Origin of the sequence: Streptomyces sp. NBC_01476 (assembly GCF_036227265.1) — a bacterium.
Lineage (GTDB): Bacteria > Actinomycetota > Actinomycetes > Streptomycetales > Streptomycetaceae > Actinacidiphila.
Genome location: NZ_CP109446.1, coordinates 4062307 through 4081015, shown reverse-complemented (window position 1 = coordinate 4081015; position 18709 = coordinate 4062307). Strand labels below are relative to the sequence as shown.

12 protein-coding genes are annotated in these 18709 nt (G+C 72.9%); 7 read left to right on the top strand and 5 right to left on the bottom strand.

The genetic code is table 11. From position 1 onward, the window contains the following. The first annotated feature begins 122 nt into the window (after positions 1 to 122). The 3 genes from OG552_RS17800 to cydD all read left to right on the top strand — a co-directional run bounded on the left by OG552_RS17800 (position 123) and on the right by cydD (position 6382). On the top strand, positions 123 to 1637 hold the full coding sequence (locus OG552_RS17800) for a cytochrome ubiquinol oxidase subunit I (protein WP_329134064.1): 1515 nt from the start codon (positions 123 to 125) through the stop codon (positions 1635 to 1637). A gap of 28 nt (positions 1638 to 1665) precedes the next feature. Beyond that, the gene (gene cydB / locus OG552_RS17795) at positions 1666 to 2670 is read left to right on the top strand and encodes a cytochrome d ubiquinol oxidase subunit II (RefSeq protein WP_329134062.1); all 1005 of its coding nucleotides are present in this window, start codon (positions 1666 to 1668) and stop codon (positions 2668 to 2670) included. A gap of 88 nt (positions 2671 to 2758) precedes the next feature. Next, positions 2759 to 6382 (top strand): thiol reductant ABC exporter subunit CydD, encoded by a 3624-nt coding sequence (gene cydD / locus OG552_RS17790; RefSeq protein ID WP_329134060.1) that lies wholly within the window; start codon positions 2759 to 2761, stop codon positions 6380 to 6382. A gap of 261 nt (positions 6383 to 6643) precedes the next feature. Here cydD and OG552_RS17785 read toward each other — a convergent pair whose 3' ends face one another. The 3 genes from OG552_RS17785 to OG552_RS17775 all read right to left on the bottom strand — a co-directional run bounded on the left by OG552_RS17785 (position 6644) and on the right by OG552_RS17775 (position 9281). Beyond that, positions 6644 to 7543 (bottom strand): HAD family hydrolase, encoded by a 900-nt coding sequence (locus tag OG552_RS17785; RefSeq protein WP_443070959.1) that lies wholly within the window; start codon positions 7541 to 7543, stop codon positions 6644 to 6646. Positions 7544 to 7891: 348 nt separating this feature from the next. Further along, positions 7892 to 8290 carry a VOC family protein gene (locus OG552_RS17780; RefSeq protein ID WP_329134058.1) on the bottom strand — a complete coding sequence of 133 codons (399 nt, stop codon included), beginning with the start codon at positions 8288 to 8290 and terminating at the stop codon, positions 7892 to 7894. A gap of 103 nt (positions 8291 to 8393) precedes the next feature. Beyond that, entirely contained in the window at positions 8394 to 9281 is an 888-nt protein-coding gene (locus OG552_RS17775) for a DUF72 domain-containing protein (protein ID WP_329134055.1), read from the bottom strand. Between the two features lie 399 nt (positions 9282 to 9680). Here OG552_RS17775 and mptB point away from each other — a divergent pair, with 399 nt between their 5' ends. Further along, a complete protein-coding gene (gene mptB, locus OG552_RS17770) occupies positions 9681 to 11171 on the top strand; it encodes a polyprenol phosphomannose-dependent alpha 1,6 mannosyltransferase MptB (RefSeq protein WP_329134052.1) in 1491 nt (496 codons plus the stop codon). A gap of 66 nt (positions 11172 to 11237) precedes the next feature. Here mptB and OG552_RS17765 read toward each other — a convergent pair whose 3' ends face one another. Together OG552_RS17765 and OG552_RS17760 are read right to left on the bottom strand one after the other, a co-directional pair. Further along, on the bottom strand, positions 11238 to 12029 hold the full coding sequence (locus OG552_RS17765; RefSeq protein WP_329134051.1) for a hypothetical protein: 792 nt from the start codon (positions 12027 to 12029) through the stop codon (positions 11238 to 11240). 212 nt (positions 12030 to 12241) lie between these two features. Continuing rightward, the gene (locus OG552_RS17760; protein ID WP_443070958.1) at positions 12242 to 12379 is read right to left on the bottom strand and encodes an SDR family oxidoreductase; all 138 of its coding nucleotides are present in this window, start codon (positions 12377 to 12379) and stop codon (positions 12242 to 12244) included. An 874-nt stretch (positions 12380 to 13253) separates the two neighbouring features. On the opposite strand from OG552_RS17760, the gene OG552_RS17755 reads away from it, so the two are divergent. The 3 genes from OG552_RS17755 to OG552_RS17745 all read left to right on the top strand — a co-directional run bounded on the left by OG552_RS17755 (position 13254) and on the right by OG552_RS17745 (position 18401). Beyond that, a complete protein-coding gene (locus OG552_RS17755) occupies positions 13254 to 14825 on the top strand; it encodes a glycosyltransferase family 39 protein (protein ID WP_329134049.1) in 1572 nt (523 codons plus the stop codon). 100 nt (positions 14826 to 14925) lie between these two features. Beyond that, positions 14926 to 16659, top strand: a complete 1734-nt coding sequence (locus tag OG552_RS17750) for an ABC transporter ATP-binding protein (RefSeq protein WP_329134047.1) — start codon at positions 14926 to 14928, stop codon at positions 16657 to 16659. After that, entirely contained in the window at positions 16656 to 18401 is a 1746-nt protein-coding gene (locus OG552_RS17745; protein WP_329134046.1) for an ABC transporter ATP-binding protein, read from the top strand. Before OG552_RS17750 ends, OG552_RS17745 begins: the two co-directional genes overlap by 4 nt. Positions 18402 to 18709 lie beyond the last annotated feature (308 nt).

Here is an 18709-nt window from a genome sequence, read left to right as displayed (position 1 = left end):
ACCTGCCCGTAAGCCCCCTGGCACCCCCCGGTGCGAGGGGGCATTCTGGTGTGCGCGATACTACTTTGTGAATGTATTCACGTTCACAAGCGAGTCCCGATTCACCGTGAAGGAGACGTATCGTGCAGCTCGCCCTGGAGCCACTGAACGTCGCCAGGTGGCAGTTCGGTGTCACCACCGTCTACCACTTCCTCTTCATCCCTCTGACGATCTCGCTGTCCGCGCTCACCGCGGGCATGCAGACCGCCTGGGTACGCACCGGCAAGGACACCTACCTCAGAGCCACCAAGTTCTGGGGCAAGCTCTTCCTGATCAACATCGCCATGGGCGTGGTGACAGGGATCGTCCAGGAGTTCCAGTTCGGTATGAACTGGTCCGACTACTCCCGCTTCGTCGGCGACATCTTCGGCGCCCCGCTCGCCTTCGAATCGCTGATCGCGTTCTTCTTCGAGTCGACCTTCATCGGCCTGTGGATCTTCGGCTGGGACAAGCTGCCCAAGCGCATCCATCTGGCCTGCATCTGGATGGTCTCGGTCGGCACCATCCTGTCCGCGTACTTCATCCTGGCCGCCAACTCCTGGATGCAGCACCCGGTGGGTTACCACTACAACCCGAAGACCAAGCGGGCCGAGCTCAACGACTTCTGGGCGGTCCTGTCCCAGAACACCACGCTCGCCCAGTTCTTCCACACCATCTCGGCGTCCTTCCTGACCGGCGCCGCGTTCATGCTCGGCATCGCCGCCTACCACCTGGCGCGCAAGCAGCACATCACGGTGATGCGCTCCTCGCTCCGCCTCGCCCTGGTGGTCGCGGTGGTGGCCGGCGCGCTCACCGCGATCAGCGGCGACACCCTCGGCAAGGTCATGTTCAAGCAGCAGCCGATGAAGATGGCCGCGGCCGAGGCGCTCTGGGACGGCCAGAACGGCGCCCCCTTCTCGATCTTCGCGGTCGGCAACGTCAACAAGGGCCACAACGAGGTCGCCATCGACCTGCCCAACCTGCTCTCCTTCCTGGCCACCGACTCCTTCACCAGCTACGTGGGCGGCATCAACGACGTCAACAAGGCCGAGCAGGCGAAGTACGGGCCCGGTGACTACCGTCCCAACATCCCGGTCGCCTACTGGGGCTTCCGCTGGATGATCGGCTTCGGTGTGGTCTCCATCGGGGTCGGCGCGGCCGGGCTCTGGCTCACCCGGCGAAAGTTCTGGGTCGCGCCCGAGCACCGCACCGGCGACGACGAAGTGCCGCATCTGATGCTCACCAGAGGCATCGGGCTCGGAGACGGACTCGCCCGCTGGTACTGGCGGCTGGCCCTGTGGACCATGGTCTTCCCGCTGATCGCCAACTCCTGGGGCTGGATCTTCACCGAGACCGGCCGCCAGCCATGGGTGGTCTACGGCGTGCTGCGTACCAAGGACGCGGTCTCCCCCGGTGTCTCCACCGGCGACGTCATCACCTCGCTGACCGTCTTCACCCTCCTCTACGGCCTGCTCGCCGTGATCGAGGTGCGGCTGCTGGCGAAGTACGCCAAGGCCGGGCCTGCCGAGCTCACCGACGAGGACCGCCGGTCCCCCACCAGGATCGGCGGCGACCGCGACGGTGCGGACGCCGACCGGCCGATGACCTTCTCCTACTGATCGCCGCTGAGATCGCGAGGAGCGCGAGATGCATTTGCACGACGTCTGGTTCGTTCTGATCGCCGTCCTGTGGACGGGCTACTTCTTCCTCGAAGGCTTCGACTTCGGGATCGGCGTACTGACCAAGCTGCTGGCCCGCGACCGCACCGAGCGGCGGGTGCTGATCAACACCATCGGACCGGTCTGGGACGGAAACGAGGTGTGGTTGCTCACCGCGGGCGGCGCCACCTTCGCCGCCTTCCCGGAGTGGTACGCCACCTTGTTCTCCGGTTTCTATCTGCCCCTGCTGATCATCCTGGTCTGCCTGATCGTGCGCGGGGTCGCCTTCGAGTACCGCGCCAAGCGGGACGACGAGCGCTGGCAGCGCAACTGGGAGAACGCGATCTTCTGGACCTCGCTGCTGCCCGCGGTGCTGTGGGGCGTGGCGTTCGCCAACATCGTGCGCGGGGTGAAGATCGGCGCGGACAAGGACTACGCCGGCGGGTTCTTCGACCTGCTGAACGGCTACGCGCTGCTCGGCGGCGCGGTCACCCTCACGCTCTTCACCTTCCACGGCGCGGTGTTCGCCTCGCTCAAGACGCTCGGACCGATCCGGGACCGGGCCCGCGCGACTGCCACCCGGGTGGGACTGCTCGCCGCCGTGCTCGGTGTGGTCTTCCTGGTCTGGACCCAGATCCACACCGGCAACGGCCACAGCCTTCCCGCTCTGATCGTGGCCGTCGCAGCACTGGTGGCGGCGCTCGCCGCCAACCTCGCCGGGCGCGAGGGATGGTCGTTCGCCCTGTCCGGGGTGACGATCGCCGCGGTCGTGGCGATGCTGTTCCTGGCTCTCTTCCCGGACGTGATGCCGTCCTCGCTCAACCCCGCCTGGAGCCTGACCGTCGACAACGCGTCGGCGACCCCGTACACGCTGCGGATCATGACGTGGTGCGCGGGGATAGCCACCCCGCTGGTGCTGCTCTACCAGGGCTGGACGTACTGGGTGTTCCGCAAGCGGATCGGCACCCAGCACATCGCGGAAGGCGCGCACTGATGCCGGACCAGCGGACTCCGGGCCGGTCGCGCTCCGCCCGGCCGATGTTCCACGTGGAACATATTCACCGTGAAAGGGGATGTTTCACGTGAAACCTGTCGACCCGCGGTTGCTGCGGTACGCCCGCACCACCCGTGTCTTCCTCGCCGGGTCGGTACTGCTCGGGCTGGTCGGCGCCGGACTGATCGTCGCGCAGGCGGTCCTCATCGCCGATGTGGTGGTCGGCGGCTTCCAGCGGGGGTACGGAACCGGCGCGCTGCGCAACGATCTGCTCGGACTCGCGGGCGTCGCGGTGGGACGGGCGCTGATCGCCTGGCTGACCGAGGTGTGCGCCTACCGGGCCGGGGCGGCGGTGAAGTCGCAGCTGCGGCAGCGGCTGCTGGCGCATGCCACCGCGCTGGGTCCCGGCTGGCTCACCGGCCGCCGCAGCGGAGAGCTGACCACACTGGCCACCCGCGGGGTGGACGCGCTGGACGACTACTTCGCCCGCTACCTGCCGCAGTTGGGGCTCGCGGTGGTGGTTCCCGCGGTGGTGCTGACCAGGATCGGCACCGCGGACTGGATCTCGGCGGGGATCATCGTGGTGACCCTGCCGCTGATCCCGCTCTTCATGGTGCTGATCGGCTGGGTCACCCGGGACCGGATGGACCGTCAGTGGCGGCTGCTCGGCCGGCTCTCCGGGCACTTCCTCGACGTGGTCGCGGGGCTCCCCACCCTCAAGGTCTTCGGCCGCGCCAAGGCCCAGACCGAGAAGATCCGGGAGATCACCGGCGACTACCGCCGGGCCACCCTGCGCACCCTGCGGATCGCCTTCCTCTCCTCCTTCGTCCTGGAACTGCTGGCGACCATCTCGGTGGCGCTGGTCGCGGTCAGCATCGGCATGCGGCTGGTGCACGGCGACCTCGATCTGCGGACCGGGCTGATGGTGCTGGTGCTCGCACCCGAGGCATATCTGCCGCTGCGGCAGGTCGGGGCGCAGTACCACGCGGCTGCCGAGGGACTGGCCGCCGCCGAGCAGGTCTTCGAGGTGCTGGAGACGGCCCCGTCGGCGTCCGGCTCGCTGGCCGCGCCCGACCTGCGGACCGCCACTATCAGCGTCGAGGACCTCCAGGTGCGGCAGGACGGCCTGCTGGCCGCCACCACCTTCACGCTGGCACCCGGCGAGACGGTCGCCGTCACCGGACCCAGCGGCATCGGCAAGTCCACCCTGCTCAGCGCGCTGCTCGGCTTCGCCCCGCCGGCCGCCGGGCGGATCCTGGTGGACGGCACGGATCTCACCGACCTCGACCCCGGCTCCTGGCACCGGCAGATCGCCTGGGTGCCGCAGCGTCCGCAGCTGTTCGCCGGCACGGTCGCGGAGAACGTCCGCCTGGCCCGGCCCGATGCCAGTGACACCGAGGTCGGGGCCGCGCTCGCCGCGGTGGGCGCCACGGAGTTCGCGGCGCCCGGGGACCTGATCGGGGAGGACGGCGCCGGGCTCTCCGCAGGGCAGCGGCAACGCCTCGCACTGGCCAGGGCGTTCCTCGCCGACCGGCCACTGCTGCTGCTGGACGAGCCGACCGCCAATCTCGACGGTGAGACGGAGGCGGAGGTCATCGCCGCGCTGGGCGCCCTGGCGGCGACCCGGACGGTGCTGCTGACCGCCCACCGCCCGGCCTTGCTGCCGCTGGCGGACCGGGTGCTCCCGCTCACTTTCCCCGCTCCCCTTCCGGTGGCTGTGCCTTCGGCTGTCGCTGCGGTTGTTCCTGCGGCTGTTCCTTCGGCCGTTCCTGCGGTCGCCGAGCGTCCGGTGACCGCGATCACCGTGCCCGACCAGCAGGCGGCGCCGGCCGAGCCAGCGCCTGCCGGCGGGAAGCGGACCGCCCGTACTGCTCGGACCGGCCGGCCCGTTGAGGCTGCTAGGACCGCTCGGCCTGCTCGGGCTGCCCGGCCCCCGCGGACCGGCCGGACGGCTTGGGCCGGTGGCCCCGCCGGCCTGGTCCGCGGCGCCGGTTTCCGGCGCCGGTTCGCCTGGGCCGCCGTCCTCGGCGTGCTGGCCCTCGGCTGCGCGGTGGGCCTGATGGGCACCTCCGGCTGGCTGATCAGCCGGGCCTCCCAGCACCCGCCGGTCCTCTATCTGATGGTGGCCGTCACCGCGACCCGCACCTTCGGCATCGGCCGGGCCGTCTTCCGCTACGGGGAGCGGCTGGTCGGCCACGACGCCGTGCTGCGCGCCCTGGCCGAGATACGGGTGAACGTCTTCCGCCGGCTGGAGCGGCTGGCGCCCGCCGGGCTGCGGAAGGTCCGCCGCGGTGACCTGCTGTCGCGGCTCGTCGCCGACGTGGACGGCGTCCAGGACCACTTCCTGCGCTGGCTGCTGCCCGCGGTGACCGCCGGCCTCACGGGGCTGGCCGCCGCGGCCTTCACCGGATGGCTGCTGCCCGGCGCCGGGGTCTTCCTCGGGCTCGGGCTGCTGGCGGCCGGCGTGGTGGTGCCGGCCCTGGCCGTGGCGGTGGCGCGCCGCACCGAGGGCCGGATCGCCCCCGCCAGGGGCGACCTCTCCGCCCGGGTGCTCGGCCTGTTCACCGGCACCGCGGAACTCACCGTGGCCGGCGCCCTGACCGGCCGCCGCGAGGAGGCCGACCGGGCCGACCGTACGCTCCGGGCGGTCACCGCCCGGTCGGCCGCCACCACCGCACTCGGCACCGGGCTGACCACCCTGATCAGCGGCATCACCGTGACGGCCTGCGCCTGGGCGGGCGTGCGGGCGGTCGCCGGGCACGAGATGAAGGGCGTTCTGCTGGCCGTGGTCGTGCTGCTGCCGCTGGCCGCGTTCGAGGCGGTCACCGGTATGCCGCTCGCCGCCCAGCAGCGGCAGCGCAGCAGGCGGGCCGCCGCCCGGGTGCGGGAAGTGCTCGACGCTCCCGTGCCGGTCACCGAACCGCGGACTCCCCAGGAGGCGCCCGCGACGCCGTATCCGCTGGTCGTCCGCAGGCTGACGGCCCGTTACCCGGGCCAGGACCGGCCGGCGCTCGACGGGGTGGACCTGACGCTGACGCCCGGCCGCCGGATCGCGGTGGTCGGCCCGTCGGGAGCGGGCAAGACCACGCTGGCACAGGTGCTGCTGCGGTTCCTGGACCCGGCGGCGGGCACGTACACGCTCGCCGGGCAGGACACGGCGGCGCTCGACGGCGACGATGTCCGCCGGCTGGTGGGTCTGTGCGCGCAGGACGCGCATGTCTTCGACAGCACCGTCCGGGAGAACCTGCGGCTGGCCCGGCCGGCCGCGGACGACGCCGAACTGCGGGCCGCGCTGACCGCTGCCCGGCTCGACATCGACCTGGACACCGCGGTCGGCGAGCACGGTGCGCGGCTGTCCGGCGGGATGCGCCAGCGCCTGGCGCTGGCCCGCGCGCTGCTCGCCCGCTTCCCGGTGCTGGTCCTGGACGAACCCGCGGAGCACCTGGACATCCCGACCGCGGACGCGCTGACCGCGGATCTGCTGGCCGCCACCCGGGGCCGTACCACGCTGATCGTCACGCACCGGCTGGCCGGGCTGGCGGACGGCGCGGTGGACGAGATCGTGGTGCTGGACGGCGGCCGGGTGGTGCAGCGCGGCGACTACGCCGAACTGGCCGCGGCGGACGGTCCGTTCCGGCGCACCTTGGAGCGCGAACGGGCGGCGGACCTCAACCTGGCGCCGGCGGGAGGTCTGGCGGGGCTGGCCGCCTGAGCGCGGCGGACGGGCGGCGACCGGGCGGCGGGCGGCGGAACCCGGCTCCGTGTGTGCGGAGGCAGGCTCGTGGCTCGCACGTACGGATGCGGTGCGGACGCTACGGGACGGCACCGGACGCTACGGGACGGCACCGGACGCTACGGGACGGCACCGGCCGGCACGCGGCCGGATCGGACGGCACCGGGACCCGGGTCCGGCGGGAGGCCCCGCTCGGCTCGGGCCCGGGCGTCCGCCGCCGTCAGGATCCGCTGGGCCGGGTCACGACGCCCGGGCGGCCAGGATCCGCTCGATCACCCGGGCCACGCCGTCGTCCTCGTTGCTCGTCGTGTGGCCGGTGGTGGCGGTGAGGACCTGGGGGTGGGCGTTGGCGACGGCGTAGGACGTACCCGCCCAGTCCAGCATCGCCAGGTCGTTCGGCATGTCGCCGAAGGCCACCACCTCGGAGGCGGTCACCCCGCGTTCGGCGCAGCACTTCGCGAGGGTGGTCGCCTTGCTGACGCCGGCGCCGCTCACCTCCAGCAGCGCGGACTCGCTGGAGCGGGTGATCTCGGCCTGGTGCCCCGCGATGCCCAGTGCGGTCGCCAGGAAGTCGTCCGGATCGAGCGAGGGGTGCTTGGCCAGCAGCTTCAGTACCGGCTGGGCGGGGTCCAGGGCCAGCAGCTCTTCGACCGGCCGCCGGGGCCCGGGGCCGTCCGGCTCGATGGCCGGGTAGCCGGGTTCCCGCCGGAATCCGCCGGTCCGCTCGACCGCGAAGGTGGTCCCCGGCACGGCCGCGCGCAGCGCCCGCGCCACTGTCAGTGCCTCCTTCTCCGGGAGCGGGAATGCCTCGATCAGCCGGCCCGCCCGCAGGTCGTACACCGCGGCGCCGTTGGCCAGGATCGCCATCCCGTGCCCCGCCAGGTGCGGTGCGACCACGCCCATCCAGCGTGCCGGCCGTCCGGTGACGAAGAACACCTCGATCCCCGCCGCCTCGGCCGCCGCCAGTGCCGCGACCGTACGCGGGGAGACCGTCTTGTCGTCGCGCAGCAGCGTGCCGTCCAGATCGGTGGCGATCAGCCGGGGCGCGGGATCGGCGAAGGTCGGCCGGTGAAGCCCCAGGTCAGGTCCGGCAGAAGCGTCGTGGGGGCAGGGCTCGCTGACTGAGGTCACAACGCCCATCCTCCCGCACTGCACCCGTGCCCCGTACAAAGGTACGGGTGACTGTCCCGGCCGCCGCGAGGATGCGGTGACGCGGCACCCAGGAGGTACGCGAGACGCAGGTGACGTGCACCAACTCACCCACCGGGTCGAAGACCAACGTACGTTCCACGCCCTGAGGGCGGAGGACGACCTCGATCCGTCCGGGCGAGGGCACCGCAGGCACGCATGACCAGGTAGACGTAATCCTCCAGGTCTTCGAGGGGTTCCGGCGGCACCGTACGTGCGCGCCGAACCGCCGTCGGCGAAGGTCCGGTGAAGGAGAACCGGAAGGACGGCACGGACCCACCTCGGCGGCTCGGAGGATGGTCAGTCGAGACAGAACTCGTTGCCCTCGATGTCCAGCATCGGGATGCACGACTCGTTTTCCTCATCGGCGTACATCGTTTGTACGTGGGTCGCACCCAGCGCGACCAGTCGTGCGCACTCCGCTTCGAGCGCGGCGAGGCGCTCGTCCCCCACAAGCCCGGTGCCGACCCGGACGTCGAGATGCACCCGATTCTTGACGGTCTTCCCTTCGGGGACGCGCTGGAAGTACAGGCGCGGGCCTACGCCTGAGGGGTCGACGCAGGCGAATGACGATCCCTGCGTGGCGGGCTCCTGCGGTGCCGGCGGTATGTCGTACCCCAGCACTTCACACCAGAAGCGAGCGACGCGCTCCGGTTCCGCGCAGTCAAAGGTGACTTGGAACTTCCTGATCGCTGACATCGGCGCACCGTACCGCGTGCCAGGAGGACCCTGCCGCTCATTTCCCCGGAGTATCGGCCCGCCACCCGTCGCATCACCGCGGCTCGGACACCGGGCGGGTGGGTCAGCGCAGGGCCGGTGCCGGGAGGCCGAGGAGGTGGCGCATCGACTCCGCGGCGCGGGCTGCCGCGTCGGCGCAGCAGTTGTTGAAGAGGACGTGGACCTCGTGGGCCTGCTCGGCCAGGGAGTGGATCCGCGGGGTCCACTCGGACAGTTCCTCCGGCGTGTAGGAGTGGCGGAACCTGTCCTCCTTGGTGCCGGTGCCCCAGGCGGTGCTGCGGCCGTGGAAGCGCACCACCGCGAGCCGTGGGGTGGTGACCACCGCGACCGGCGGTACGGAGAGGGGAAGCGTCTGCACCATGTCGACGGCCACCGCGGTCAGGTCCAGTTCCGTCAGCAGCGCGGTCGTCCCGGCCACGTACTCCGGGCGCCACCAGCCGGGATGCCGGAACTCCACCGCCACCGGCCACCCCGCGGCACGCTCCCGGCACTGGCGCAGGAACGCCGCCGCCGGCCTCCCCGGTGCGAGCCGGCGCGGGAACTGGAACACCAGGGTGCCCAGCCGACCGGCCCGGCGCAGCGGTTCGAGGGCTCCGCTGAAGCGGTCCCACACCTCGTCGAGCAGACCGGGATCGGTGCCGGCCTGCCCCGGCTGCCGGGCAAGGGCCGGGCGCAGTTCGGCCGGCAGCGCGGCCGGCCGCGTCGGATGCCCGGTCAGCAGCGAGAACGCCTTGACGTCGAAGCGGAAGTCCTCAGGGGTGCGTTCAGCCCAGAGCAGGCTGTTGCGGGCGCTGGGCAGGCCGTAGTACGTGGCGTCCACTTCCACCACCGGGAACTGCGAGGCGTAGTGCCGCAGCCGGCCCTCCGCGTCACGGCTGCCCGCCGGATACCAACCGCTGGACACCAGTGCCTTGTCCGTCCACGAACACGTGCCGACCCGGATCTCTCCCATTCCGCCCGCCTTCCCCGACGCGACGGCGCCAACGCCGCCCCGTATCGAGCCGGCAGCCGGGCTCCCACCGCATGGGGCTGGGGCGCCTCTGACGGTCCGCCGGGACGGACGCCGTCGGACGAGTTCGTCGGGCTGCCGCCCGGTGGTCGGCTGCCGTTCCCGCGGTGGACCGCCGGGACGGATGTGCTCGACCCACCCGGCGACGCGAGAGGCGGGGCACCGCGGCTCCGGCGCGCGCACCGGAGCCGGGAACCGGCAGGGGGGACCCTCCGCCGTTCAATCGCGAGGACGTCGATGGGTGATACTCCGGAGATACGCGGTGCCGAGGCGCTCCGCGCGGCACCCCAAACGGCCACACCAAGCCTGAGAGCGGCGCTCCGCGCGGCACCCCAACCGGCCGTGGCACTCCAAGCGGCCACCCCCGAAGACCTCCACGCCGCCTCCCGCGAAGCGCTCCGCCACCGGTGGCTCGGCGCCGCCGGCGCCACCGCGCTGAGCGTCGCCAGCGCCTGGGCCGGGGCGCTCCCGGTGTTCCACCCCCTCTCCGACTGGTTCGAACCGCAGTCGGCGGGGACCCTCGCGGCGGCGGCGTTCGGCTACGCCGGCCTGATCGTCCTGGTGACCTCCTGGTGGCGCCTGGGGTGCCTGACCGCTTCCGGCCCCGCCGTCAGCGGGCACGAGATGGTGGTCACCCTGTGCTGGTGGGCGGCCCCCCTGGCGCTCGGCGCCCCCATGTTCAGCCGGGACGTCTACAGCTACGTGGCCCAGGGCGCGATGGCCGCACGGGGATGGGACGTCTACGCCGGCGGCCCTTCGTCGCTCCCCGGGCCGATCTCCGCGGGCGTGGACTGGCTCTGGCGGGACACACCGGCACCGTACGGCCCGGTGTTCGTATGGCTGGCCGCCCATGTGCTGCGGCTGACCGGGGAGCACGTCCTCGCGGCGGTGGTGGGGATGCGGATCCTGGCGGTGAGCGGCTTCGCCCTGATCGTGTGGGCGGTGCGCCGGCTGGCCGTGGCGGCCGGCAGGTGCGAGGCCGGCGCCCTGTGGCTGGCGGTGCTCAACCCGCTGGCCCTGGTGCACCTGGTGGGCGGGGCCCACAACGACGCGGTGATGCTGGGACTGATGCTGTGCGGCCTGGTACTGGCCCGCCGCGGCCGGCTCGCCTGGGGAGCCGTCCTCATCACGCTGGCCATGCTGGTCAAAGTGCCGTCCGGGTTCGCGCTGCTCTTCCTGATACCCCCGCAGATCGGTGGCCGCGGCGGCCCGCTGCGGCGCGCGGCCGTCGTGGCGGCGGCCGCCGCGGCGACCACGGTCGTGACCACCGCGGTGCTCGGCTACGGCTACGGCTGGCTGTCGGCCCTGGGCACCCCGGCGACATCCCCCGGGCTGCTGTCGCTCACAGCCGATGCGGGCAACGTGCTCGGCGCGCTCCTGGGGCCGTTGGGCCTGGCGGCTCCCCTCGGCGTGGCGGCGGCGATCCGTACGGCGGGGGTGGCCGCGGCCGTCGTGGCGCTGCCGTTCTGGCTGTGGCGGATGCCGCGGCTCGGCCCTGAACGCGCGCTCGGCGCGGCGTTGCTGACGGTGGTCGTCCTGGCCCCCGCGGTACAGCCGTGGTACTTCCTGTGGGGGCTGCTGCCGATCGCGGTCACCGCCCCCGGCGGCCGTACCCGCGCGAGGCTCGCGGCGGCGTCCGTCGGGCTGGTCTTCGTGGTGTTCCTGCGTGGTCAGGCCCCGGGCGCGGCCTACGCGGCCTGCTGCTGCGCAGGCGTGGCCGCCGCGCTGGTGACGCTCTACCGGTTCGACCCGGTCGCCGGCTCCACCTGGCGCCTCGCCCTCACCCACCGTCGGTCCGTCAGGCGGCTCTCCCGGCCGGCGCGCGATGCGTGAACCGGGCCCGCCCGGCGCGCTCCCGTCCCCGCGAACGGCGGATGAGGACGGGAGCGCGCCCGTGGGTCACAGGACGAGGGAGGACTCGCTGACCGTCTCGGAGGGCGGCGGGGCGTACACGTGCAGGGGCTTGTCGAAGCCGCTGAAGTCGAGGCTGCCGTCGCCGTCGGTGCCGCCGGAATCGACGATCTTCAGGGCGTACGGCTTGGCGGAGTCGGCGATGTAGACGACGTTCTTGCCGTTGGAACCGCTCTCCGTGATGGGGATGACGGTCTGCCCGTCGAGCCGGATCGGCGCGCCCTTGGTCTTGTCACCGCCGTCGTCCGCCGTGACGGAGTCCATGAACGTCTTCAGGCTGCAGAACGCCTTGAAGTCGGGATCGGACGCGGCGTTTCCCTTGACCTTCAGCCAGCGGCCGTGCAGCGCGTGGCCGAGCGCCGTGCCGTCACTGCCCTGCGCCTTCCAGAAGGCCGCGTTGCCCTTCATGTACGTGTATTCCAGGGTGCTGATGATGTTCGTGGTCCCGCCGTCCTCTCCCACCGTGGCCAGGCATTTGCCGGACGTCGCCACCGTGAGGTGCAGCTCGGCGGGCTTGCCGTCCTCCACGTCCGTCCCGGAAACGGTCACGCTGCTGAGTGCCTTCATCGCGGCGACGGCCTTGTCGGAGATCTCCTGTGCGCTCAGGCCGTCCAGCGGCCCTTTCGGCGCGGTGGTGGCCGGCGCCGGCGCCGTGGTCGGCGCCGTGGTCGCCCGCGCGGACGGTTTCCCGCCCGCGGTGTCCTTACTGCTGTTGCAGCCCGTCAGTACCCCCGCCGTCGTGGCACAGAGCAGTGCCGCGACCAGTACGGTGCGTTTCATCTTCTGGGAGCCCCCTCCTCGTCGTAGGAAGAGGATAGGGATGACCTGTGAAGTCCCTGTGCCGGGGTGGCGTGCCCGCGCCTGGCCGGGGTGGTGTGCGTGGGCGGCCGTGGCCCCCGCGGGCCCCGGCGGCCCTGACCCCGCGTCACCCGCGAGGTCAGGGCTGCCGGGAGGGTGTCCCCGACGGCGGGACCGGCCCGGGGCCGGCGCCCTCAGACCTGGTCGCTGCCGCCGTCGGCGAGAACTTCGGTGCCGGTGACGAAACTGCTCTGGTCCGAGGCGAGGAAGAGCACCGCCGCGGCGATCTCGTCGGGGTCGGCGATACGGCCGAGCGGGACCTGTCCGGCCATCGAGGCGAGGAGCGCCGGCTGATGCCGAAGGTCTGGTCGAAGCGCTCGGGGGTGATCTCGCCGAGCCGACCGCGTACGGCGTCGCGAGGACCCTGCTGCACGAGAACGCCAAGGCGCTGACGCGTGAGGACCGCCCGGCCGGGTGCCTGTCGATCCAGGGCGGCCTGTCCTGCGGCCCCGAGAACGCCTCGGTCTCCGCCTTCCTCGCCGCGAGCCGGCCGGCCGGCGAACAGGCCCTGGCCGCCCGCTTCCGCACCGCCCTCGCCGACGGCGACCTGCCCCCCGGTACCGACCCCGACGCCCTCGCGCGCTACGTCATGGTCGTCTCCGAGGGCCAGGCCGTCCACGCCTCGGCGGGCGCCACCCGCCCCCAACTCCAGGCCACCGTGGACCTCGCCCTCCGCGCCTTCCCACGCAGCCCCGCTTCCCTCCCAACCCCCTGACCGCTCCCTCCGCCCGCCGGGCGAGGGCCAGGCTGGGTGGGATGGGGCGATGAAGGGTGAGGGGTGGCGGGGTGGTGCGAGGGGTGGTGCATGGCTCACAAAGGGCGCGAAAAGAACCGCACATTCCCGGGGATTCGTCACGATACGGAGCCGGTTTGGTAGGCCGTCCCCTTCCTCGTTATGAAGCGAAGGTAAACCGTGGTGCGTCGCCCACGGATTCCGGATCCGTGCGGATCGGCGCGCGGTGTCCGGCTCAACTGCCCGTGTGAGCTGGGGAACTGCCGAGGCGACCGGTGGCGGCCGGACACTCGGCGCCGCTTCCGCTCACCGTCGAGGAGCCCTCGGAGGCCGCGCGCGAGCGCAGCTGGCCTGGTATCCGTGCGGTACTTCCGCCGCTACGCACCACTGGGCACGGCAGTGCAAAATGACGCGTGACCATTGACCACCTCTCGCGTCCGTCGCACGAGGCAGACGACTCCGGCACTCCCGCCGGCCCGGCCGGCGCACCGGCCGGCAACGCATTCCGCTGGATGGTGCCGGTACTCCCCGGACTGGTCACCCTCGCCTTCGGACTGTGGCGCCTGACCCACCCGGCGCTCTGGCGCGACGAGGCGGCCACGATCTCCAGCGCCCACCGCAGCGTCCCTGAGCTGTGGCGGATGACGGGGAACGTGGACGCGGTCCACGGCCTCTACTACCTGCTGATGCACTACCACTTCGCGGTCTTCGGCGTGAGCGCGCTCTCGCTGCGGCTGCCGTCGGTGATCGCCGGCGTCGTGACCGCCGCGCTGATCGCCGCGACCGGCAGCCGGCTGGCGAACCCGCGGGCCGGCCTGCTGGCCGGCCTGTTCTGGTCGGTGCTTCCGGTGATGAGCCGCTATCTGCAAGAGGGCCGTTCCTTCTCGATGGTGGCCATGTGCGTGGCCGCCGCCGCGTACTTCCTGGCCCGCCGCAAGTGGGTCCCCTACGCGGTCGCGGTGGCCTTCGTCGGCGCGCTCAACGTCCTCAGCGTCCTCAGCCTCGCCGGCTTCGCGGTCGGCATCCTGTCGTGGTGGATCCAGGGCTTCTCCAACCGCCGCGAGGTGGTCAGGGCCACGATCGCGACGGTGGTGGCCCTGGCGGTGGGCGCGGCCCCGGTCGCCCTGCGCAGCCACAGCCAGAGCAGCGTGCTGGACTGGATCCCGAAGCCGAGCAGCCACAGCCTGGTGGACCTGGTCCACGCCATGAGCGGCAGCAAGGAGATGGTGATCCCGCTGCTGATGGTCGCCGCGTACGGGTGCTGGCGCGCCTTCCGCGGCAACCGCGGGAGGTTCGGCGGCACCGGTCACGAGCGTCAACTCGCCGCCCTCGCACTGCCACTGGCCGCGCTCCCGCCGCTGCTGCTGATCGCGTACTCCCTGGTCGGCTCGCCGACCTATGTGACGCGGTACGTCCTCTACACCCTCATCGGCGCCGCCTGGCTGGCCGGTCTCGGCCTCGACGCGCTGCTGAGCCTGCTCGCCAGGCTGCCGGGCCGGCTGGGCTCGGCGTGGAACGGCCTGCTGGGCCTGGTCGCGGGCACGCTGGCGGTGGTGGTGGTCGCCGCGTTCGGCTGGCCGGCCCAGGAGCATTACCGCTCGGTGAACGGGCACGGCGACAGGCTGCTGGGGCTGTCGCAGGTGGTCAGGGAGAACGCCCGCCCCGGCGACGGCGTGCTCTTCATCCTGGCCGACCGCCGGTACGCGAAGATCGCCTATCCCTCGTACTTCCGCGAAACCGAGGACCTGATGCTCGCATCGTCACCGGCCAGCTCCGCCTCGCTCTTCGGCGAGGAGTACCCGCTGACCGAGCTGAAGCAGCGGCTCAAGGGCCACACCCGCGTCTTCGTGGTCTGGAGCCGCCTGGCGTGGGCCGACAACCGGACGGACGAACTGGTCCAGATGCGCTCCGCCGGTTACGAGGCGAAGCGGACGTGGGCGCTGCTGCCGTCCCAGCAGGTCGTGCTCTGGATCAAGACGCACTGACACCGCGGCCCGCGAACGCCGGTGAGGCGCCGGGAAGCCCCCCGCTTCCGGCGCCTCACCGGCGTTCCGCCGTCTCGCGGGCGCTGCATAGGGTGCGGCCATGGGTGATTCCTTTCGGCCGCCGGGGACCACGGACATCCGCACCCCGCTCCGTTTCCTGTGGTGGCTGGTGGTCAGCCAGCGGTGGCGGGTGGCGGCCGGCGCGGCACTGGGCAGCACCTGGATGATCGGCCTCGCGGTGCCGCCGTACGTACTGTCCCGGGTGGTCCAGGACGGCCTGACGGAGCGGAACACCCCGGCGCTGCTCGGCTGGACGGCCGCGCTCTTCGCGGTGGGCGCGGTGAACGCGGGGCTCGGGATCTCCCGCCACCGGACCATGACGAAGGTGCGGATGGACGCCTCCTTCCGCACCGTACGGGCCACCGTGCGGCAGGCCACCGTGCTGGGGGACGCGCTGCGCGGCCGGGCCGCCGCCGGTGAGGTGGTCGCCATCGGCATGGGGGACGTGCAGGTCATCGCACAGAGTCTGACCGTGACCGGACCCGGGGTGGGCGCCGTCGTCGCGTACGTCGCGGTCGCCGTCCTGCTGCTGTCGACCTCCCCGCTGCCGGCGGCGGTCGTCCTGGCGGGCGTCCCGCTGCTCGCCGTCACCGTGGGCCCGTTGCAGCGGCGGCTGAGCCGCGTCGGCAGCGGTTACCGCACCCGGCAGGGGGCGCTCACCGTCCTGCTCGTCGATGTGCTGGCCGGGCTGCGGGTGCTGAGCGGGCTCGGCGGCAAGGACGTCTACGCGGCCCGCTACCACGACCGCTCCCAGGACCTACGCGCCCAGGGCTACCGGGTCGGCGCGGTGACCAGCTGGGTCGGCGCGCTCGGAACCGGACTGCCGGCGCTCTTCCTCGCCCTCGTCACCTGGCTCACGGCCCGGATGGCGGCCGGGGGTTCGCTGAGCGTCGCAGACCTGGTCGCGGTCTACGGGTACGCCGCGATGCTCGTCGTGCCGGTCTCCTTCTTCATCGAAGGCGGCTCCGACGTCGCCCGCGCCCTGGTCGCGGCCCGCCGGGTCACCGCCTTCCTCAGCCTGACGCCCCGCCACACCGGGGGCCCGCCCACCGCGCCGGCCCCCTCCGGCCCCGCCGAGCTGTACGATCCGGCGTCGGGCGTACGGGTGCGGCCGGCCGCGCTGACCGCGCTGGCCGGCACCCGGCCCGGGGACGCCGCCACGGTCGTCGAACGGCTCGGCCGCTTCGCCGTCTCGGACGCGACCTGGGGCGGCGAGCGCCTCGACGCGATCGACCTGACCGCGGTACGCGACCGCGTCCTCGTCGCGGACAACGACGCCGACCTCTTCAGCGGCACCGTCCGCGAGGCCGTCGCCGGGCGCCGGGCCGCGGACGACGAGACCGTCCGGGCGGCCGTCCGCACCGCTGCCGCCGACGACGTGCTCCAGGCCCTGCCCGGCGGGCTCGACGCGCTGATCACCGCGCACGGCGGGAATCTCTCCGGTGGCCAGCGCCAGCGCCTACGGCTGGCCCGCGCCCTGTACGCGGAGCCCGAGGTGCTGCTCGCCGTCGAGCCGACTTCCGCCGTCGACGCCCTCACAGAAGCGGCGATGGCGGTCCGGCTGCGCACCGCCAGGGCCGGCCGTACGACCGTACTGACCAGCACCTCGCCGCTCGTTCTGGAACAGGCGGACACCGTGGTCTACCTCAGGGACGGCCGGGCGGTGGCGACCGGCAGCCACCGGGAACTGCTGGCCGCGGAGCCCGGTTACCGCGCGCTGGTCTCCCGCGGCTCCGAGGAGCCCAGCCCGGCGGAAGTGGTGGCCCCGTCATGAGCACACCGCTGCCGGTCGCCGGCCCCGCGCTGGTCCGCCGTGCCGCCTGGCGCGAAGCGGTCACCGACCGGCGGGCGCTGGGCGGCATCCTGCTGCTCAACGCGCTTGCCGCGGCGGCCGGTCTGGCCGGGCCGTGGCTGCTGGGCACCATCGTGAACACCGTCAAGACCTCGACCGGGCCGCGGGCGGTCGCCACCGTGGACCGGCTCGCGCTGCTGATCGTCGCGGCGACGCTGGTCCAGACCGTGCTGGCGCGGTACGCGCTGCTGCTCGGCGCGAGGTTCGGCGAGCGGGCCGCCGCCCGGATCCGCGAGCGGTTCGTGGACCGCACCCTCGCGCTGCCCGCCTCGGTCGTCGAGCACGCTCCCGCGGGTGACCTCACGGTACGCGGCACCACTGATGTCGACACCGTCTCCACCGCGCTGAGCACCGCGGCGCCCGAGGTCTTCATCGCCTCGGTGCAGGCGCTGTTCATCGTCGTCGCGGTACTGGTGCTCGACCCGCTGCTGGGGGTGTGCGGGCTGTCCTGTCTGGCCGTCATCGCCGTCGTGCTGCGCTGGTACCTGCGCCGGGCCCGTACCGGCTACCTCGCCGAGGGCGCCGCGAACTCGGTCCTCGCGGACGTGCTCGCCACCACCGCCGCGGGCGCGCGCACGGTCGAGGCGCTCGGGCTCCAGCGGCAGCGCCTGGACGCGGCGGAGGCGGCGATCGAGAAGGCCAGGGGGACCAGGCTGCGGACGCTGCGGCTGCGGTCCGTGCTCTTCCCGGCGGTGGACATCTCCTACGTGCTGCCGGTCGTCGGGGTCCTGCTGGTCGGCGCGGTCCGCTACCGGCAGGGGGCCGTCGGCCTGGGCGCCGTCGTCGCCGCGGCGGTCTACCTCCGGCAGCTGATGGGGCCGCTGGACACCATTCTGGTGTGGGTCGAGCGACTGCAGAGCAGTGCGGCCTCCTACGCGCGGGTGGAGGGACTGGCCGCCGTGCCGCCGGCCCCGCCGCCCACCGAGGACGTCCCGGCCGGTGACCGGATCGAGGTGGCGGGCGTCCGCTACGCCTACCAGCGCTCCGGTGACGTGCTGCACGGCGTCGACCTCTCGGTCCGGCCCGGTGAACGGCTCGCCGTCGTCGGCCCGTCCGGCGCCGGGAAGTCCACGCTCGGCCGGCTGCTGGCCGGGATCGACCGGCCGCGCACCGGTTCGGTGACGGCCGGCGGGGTCCCGGTGGCGGATCTGCCGCCGGACCGGCTGCGCCGCCAGATCGTGCTGATCGCCCAGGAGCACCACGTCTTCCACGACACGCTCCGCGACAATCTGCTGATCGCCCACCCGACCGCGTCCGACGCGCGGCTGCTCGGCGCGCTGGAGGCGGTGGACGCCCACTGGGCCGGCGAACTCCCCGACGGCCTCGACACCCGGCTCGGCGGCGCGGGCCACCACCTCGACGGTCCGCGGGCGCAGCAGCTCTCGCTGGCGCGGGTGATCCTCGCCGACCCGCACACGGTGATCCTCGACGAGGCGACCGCCCTGCTGGACCCGGCGGCGGCCCGCACCACCGAACGCGCCCTGGCGGCGGCGCTGCGCGGACGCACCGTCATCGCCATCGCCCACCGTCTGCAGACCGCCCACGACGCGGACCGGATCGCCGTGATGGCCGCGGGCGTGATCACCGAACTCGGCACCCACGCCGAACTCCTGGCAGCGGACGCCGGCTACGCAACCCTCTGGCACTCCTGGCACGGCCCCTGACCCCCCGCCCAATCACGGGGCCGTCCACCGCCGCCGGCGCCCACCCGCCAAGCCGGCCCGCAGCGGCGGTCTGACCTGCCGCTATCCGTCCTCGGGCGCTCCGGCCGGGGGCCGCTGAGGCGGGCGGCGGGCCTTCCGGGTGATGGGCCGGCGGCCCGGAATGCGGCGCCGGGAACGCCCCGGTTGGTACAGAAGAGTGGCGTTGATGTGAATATCGGCGAACCCAAGGTGCGGCTCCGTGGATTCTGTGCTGGCTTCCGCATGATCGGACTTGTCAGTTCTCCGCATCATGGGAAAGCGAGAGGTCG

Bases quoted from the DNA above. Each gene is read 5' to 3' on its own strand.
- cydB (WP_329134062.1), top strand. From the start codon at position 1,666: ATGCATTTGCACGACGTCTGGTTCGTTCTGATCGCCGTCCTGTGGACG.
- OG552_RS17785 (WP_443070959.1), bottom strand. From the start codon at position 7,543: ATGGGCGTTGTGACCTCAGTCAGCGAGCCCTGCCCCCACGACGCTTCT.
- OG552_RS17780 (WP_329134058.1), bottom strand. From the start codon at position 8,290: ATGTCAGCGATCAGGAAGTTCCAAGTCACCTTTGACTGCGCGGAACCG.
- OG552_RS17775 (WP_329134055.1), bottom strand. From the start codon at position 9,281: ATGGGAGAGATCCGGGTCGGCACGTGTTCGTGGACGGACAAGGCACTG.
- OG552_RS17765 (WP_329134051.1), bottom strand. From the start codon at position 12,029: ATGAAACGCACCGTACTGGTCGCGGCACTGCTCTGTGCCACGACGGCG.
- OG552_RS17760 (WP_443070958.1), bottom strand. From the start codon at position 12,379: ATGGCCGGACAGGTCCCGCTCGGCCGTATCGCCGACCCCGACGAGATC.
- OG552_RS17750 (WP_329134047.1), top strand. From the start codon at position 14,926: ATGGGTGATTCCTTTCGGCCGCCGGGGACCACGGACATCCGCACCCCG.
- OG552_RS17745 (WP_329134046.1), top strand. From the start codon at position 16,656: ATGAGCACACCGCTGCCGGTCGCCGGCCCCGCGCTGGTCCGCCGTGCC.